This is a genomic window from Arenimonas sp. (assembly GCF_019459675.1).
GTDB lineage: Bacteria > Pseudomonadota > Gammaproteobacteria > Xanthomonadales > Xanthomonadaceae > Arenimonas.
The window spans coordinates 1-4145 of record NZ_JAIBFH010000268.1; the positions used below are offsets into that span (position 1 = coordinate 1).

4 protein-coding genes are annotated in these 4145 nt (G+C 68.3%); all 4 read right to left on the reverse strand.

The features are described from left to right. A partial coding sequence (prpF, locus tag K0M70_RS08910) for a 2-methylaconitate cis-trans isomerase PrpF (RefSeq protein ID WP_290781446.1) occupies positions 1 to 910 on the reverse strand: 910 nt, incomplete at its 3' end. Position 911: 1 nt separating this feature from the next. Further along, entirely contained in the window at positions 912 to 1334 is a 423-nt protein-coding gene (locus K0M70_RS08915; protein ID WP_290781447.1) for a hypothetical protein, read from the reverse strand. After that, positions 1318 to 1956, reverse strand: coding sequence for a nucleotidyltransferase domain-containing protein (locus K0M70_RS08920; protein ID WP_290781448.1), 639 nt, complete (start codon positions 1954 to 1956; stop codon positions 1318 to 1320). The genes K0M70_RS08915 and K0M70_RS08920 overlap by 17 nt, the downstream gene beginning before the upstream one ends. A 40-nt stretch (positions 1957 to 1996) precedes the next feature. Next, on the reverse strand, positions 1997 to 4145 hold a 2149-nt coding region (gene acnD / locus K0M70_RS08925), incomplete at its 5' end, for a Fe/S-dependent 2-methylisocitrate dehydratase AcnD (RefSeq protein WP_290781450.1).

The following is a 4145-nucleotide window of genomic DNA, read 5'->3' on the forward strand; positions in this document are numbered from 1 at the left end:
GCAGGTCGATGTCGGCGGCCGCGATGCGCTTGCCGCTGCTGGTGGTGTAGTCGGCCGGGGGCGCGATGAAGGCCACCTTCGGCGTGTGCTGGCGCTTCGCAGCGTCGGCGACGTCCTTGATCAGGCCCATCCGCACCGCGCCGTGGGCGCGGATAGTCTCGAACATCGCCAGCGCCTTCGCATCGCCGTTGATGGCGTCCTGCAGCTCGGTGCCGGTGTAGCCCAGCGCCGCGGCGTCCACGAACACGGTGGGGATGCCGGCGTTGATCATCGTCACCGTCAGCGCGCCCACGCCCGGCACGTCCAGCGTGTCGGTGAGGTGGCCGGTGGGGAACATCGCGCCGCCGCCCTCGCCTTCGCCCTCGTCGGCCGGGTCGATGAACTCCAGCACGATTTCCGCCGCCGGGAAGGTGACGCCGTCGAGCTCGAAATCGCCGGTTTCCTGCACTTCGCCGTTGGCCATCGGCACGTGCACGATGATGGTCTTGCCGATGTTGGCCTGCCACACCTTCACCGCGAACACGCCGTCACGCGGCAGCCGCGCGGCGTCGATGAAGCCGTTGGCGATCGCGAACGGGCCCACGGCGGTACTGAGGTTGCCGCAGTTGCCGCTCCAGTCCACGAAGGCAGTGTCGATGGACACCTGGCCGTAGAGGTAGTCCACGTCGTGGCCGGGCTGCGTGCTTTCCGAAATGATCACGCACTTGCTGGTGCTGGAGGTGGCGCCGCCCATGCCGTCGGTGTGCTTGCCGTAGGGGTCGGGGCTGCCGATGACGCGCATCAGCAGCGCGTCGCGCGCGGGGCCGGGCACGCGTGCGGCTTCGGGCAGGTCCTGCAGGCGGAAGAACACGCCCTTGGACGTGCCGCCGCGCAGGTAGGTGGCGGGGATGCGGAGCTGGGGACCAGCCATGTCAGTTTTCTCCGAAGGCGAGGTTGATGGCTTCCAGGGTGGCTTTGCACGCGGCCAGCAGGGCATCGACCAGACGCTGGTCTACCTCCATGTGTCCTTCGTATTCGGCCAGATTGCGTAGGTCATGGGCCTTGGCGAGGACGCGCCAGACCTCCGGCCCCAGCCCCAACGTGTGCGGAAGCACCTGGAAAACGATGTATCGGTGGCGGGCTCGATAGCCCTGCCTGCGCAGTGCGGCCAGGCACAGGGCGTGTGCGGCGTTGTAGGCGAGGTCGAACCGGCTTTCCAGCGACAAGGCCGAGCCGCCGGCGTCGGACAGCCGAAGCCTGCCCGAGCGCAGCAGCCCGGCGATTTCCAGTTCATTGGGAGCTTCCGCCACGAGCGAGCCGCCCGTGCCGGCGAGGTTCTCAAGCGCAGAGCTCATGCGCGCCTCCGATCACCCACACGCGCGGCTGCGACAGCACGCGCGTGATGAAACTGTTGCCGGCAGCGATTCGCTTGCGCAGTTCGTCACGGCTGTACAGCGTGGGGTTGACCTTCCGACCCAGGCGTTCGGTCAGGGGGTCGAGCACGGCCATCACCTCGGCGTAGTCCAGGCTATCCGACACCAGCATCAGGTCGATATCGCTGGCGGCGCTGTCGGTGCGCTTGGCGACCGAACCGTAGACGAACGCCGCCTGGATCTGTCCGGCCAGCGGGGCCAGCGCTTCGCGTAGCGGGGCCGCCAGTCCGAAGGTCTTGCGCACGATGCTGGCGAGCTCATCGTGGATCGGACTGTCGGCGTTGGCGCGGTAGCGCTTCTGGTTGCCCAGGCGCTCGACCGTGAGCAGCCCGCTGCCGGCCAGGCGGGCGACTTCGCGCTGGACGGCACCGCTGCCAGCAGCGGTGGCCTGGATCAGTTCGCTGACGGTGAAACTACGGCCGGATTCTCCGAACAGGCAGGCCAGAACCCGCTGCTGGGTTTGGGTGAACAGGGCGTCGGACAGGTTGGCGCTGGCGTACAGCGCCGCCGCTTCACTGACTCGCGTTCCTGGTTCAATGCCCATATCGGGCACATTAATGCCCATTTTGGGTATTTGCAAGCCCTCAGCCCTGCTGCGTGGCGGCCAGGAAATCCTGCGCAAAGCGCTGCAGCACGCCGCCGGCTTCGTAGATCGACACTTCCTCGGCGGTGTCCAGGCGGCAGGTCATCGGCACCTCGACGCGCTCGCCGCTGCGCCGGGTGATGCCCAGCGTCAGGGTGGCGCGCGGGGTGCGCTCGCCGATGACGTCGTAGGTTTCGGTGCCGTCCAGGCGCAGGGTCTTGCGCGTGGTGCCCGGCAGGAACTCCAGCGGCAGCACGCCCATGCCGAGCAGGTTGGTGCGGTGGATGCGCTCGAAGCCTTCGGCCGCAATCACCTCCACGCCGGCCAGCCGCACGCCCTTGGCGGCCCAGTCGCGCGAGCTGCCCTGGCCGTAGTCGGCGCCGGCGACGATGATCAGCGGCTGGCCGCGGTCGAGATAGGTTTCGATCGCTTCCCACATGCGCATCACTTCGCCTTCCGGCTCCACGCGCGCCAGCGAGCCCTTCTTCTGCACGCCGTCCACCACCGCCATCTCGTTGGTGAGCGTAGGGTTGGCGAAGGTGGCGCGCAGCGCGGTGAGGTGGTCGCCGCGGTGGGTGGCGTAGGAATTGAAGTCCTCTTCGGGCAGGCCCATCTTCGCCAGGTATTCGCCGGCGGCACTGTTGGCCAGGATCGCGTTCGATGGCGAGAGGTGGTCGGTGGTGATGTTGTCGCCCAGCAGTGCCAGCGGGCGCAGGCCGCGCAGCGTGCGCTCGCCGGCCAGCGCGCCTTCCCAGTAAGGCGGGCGGCGGATGTAGGTGCTCATCGGGCGCCAGTCATACAGCGGGCTCGCCTTCTCGCCGCTTTCAACCACCACGGTGAACATCGGCTCGTACACCTTGCGGAACTGTTCGGGCTTCACGCTGGCCTTGACGATGGCGTCGATCTCTTCGTCGCTGGGCCACAGGTCCTTGAGCGCGATCGCCTTGCCGCTGGCGTCGTGCCCCAGCGCATCCTTCTCGATGTCGAAACGGATGGTGCCGGCGATGGCATAGGCCACCACCAGCGGCGGCGAAGCCAGGAAGGCCTGCTTGGCATACGGATGGATGCGTCCGTCGAAATTGCGGTTGCCGCTGAGCACGGCCGTGGCGTACAGGTCGCGGTCGGTGATTTCCTTCTGGATCGCCGGGTCCAGCGCGCCGCTCATGCCGTTGCAGGTGGTGCAGGCGAAGGCGACGATGCCGAAGCCCAGCTGCTCGAGCTCCGTCATCAGCCCGGCCGCCTCCAGGTACAGGGCCACGGTCTTGGAGCCGGGCGCCAGCGAGCTCTTCACCCACGGCTTGCGCGTGAGCCCGGCGCGGTTGGCATTGCGCGCCAGCAGCGCCGCGGCGATGACGTTGCGCGGGTTGGAGGTGTTGGTGCAGCTGGTGATGGCGGCGATGATCACCGCGCCGTCGGGCATAAGGCCCTGCGCTTCCTGCGCGCGCGCAGCGTCGAGGTTGCCGGCGATACCCTTGGCGGCCAGATCGGCGGTGGCGACGCGCGCATGCGGGTTGGAAGGGCCGGCCATGTTGCGGCCCACCGACGACAGGTCGAACGATAGCGTGCGCTCGTACTGCGCAGTGGCCAGGGCGTCGGCCCACAGGCCGGTGTGCCTGGCGTAGGCTTCGACCAGCTTCACCTGCTCGTCGCTGCGGCCGGTCAGGCGCAGGTAGTCGATCGTGTTGCCGTCGATGAAGAACATCGCCGCCGTGGCGCCGTATTCGGGCGCCATGTTGGAAATGGTGGCGCGGTCGCCCAGCGTCAGCGCGGCGGCGCCTTCGCCGCGGAACTCCAGCCACGCACCCACCACTTTCGAGGCGCGCAGGAACTCGGTCAGCGCCAGCACGACGTCGGTGGCGGTGATTCCGGGCTGCGGCCGGCCGGTGAGCTCGACACCGATGATGTCGGGCAGGCGCATCCACGAGGCGCGGCCCAGCATGACGTTCTCCGCCTCCAGGCCGCCCACGCCGATCGCGATCACGCCCAGCGCGTCCACGTGCGGCGTGTGGCTGTCGGTGCCCACGCAGGTGTCGGGATAGGCCACGCCGTCGAGCACGCCGATCACCGGGCTCATTCGCTCCAGATTGATCTGGTGCATGATGCCGTTGCCCGGCGGGATCACGTCCACGTTCTTGAACGACTTGCGGGTC

Excerpts from the sequence above, each read along its gene's own strand:
- K0M70_RS08915 (WP_290781447.1), bottom strand. The coding sequence starts at position 1,334 with ATGAGCTCTGCGCTTGAGAACCTCGCCGGCACGGGCGGCTCGCTCGTG.
- K0M70_RS08920 (WP_290781448.1), bottom strand. The coding sequence starts at position 1,956 with ATGGGCATTGAACCAGGAACGCGAGTCAGTGAAGCGGCGGCGCTGTAC.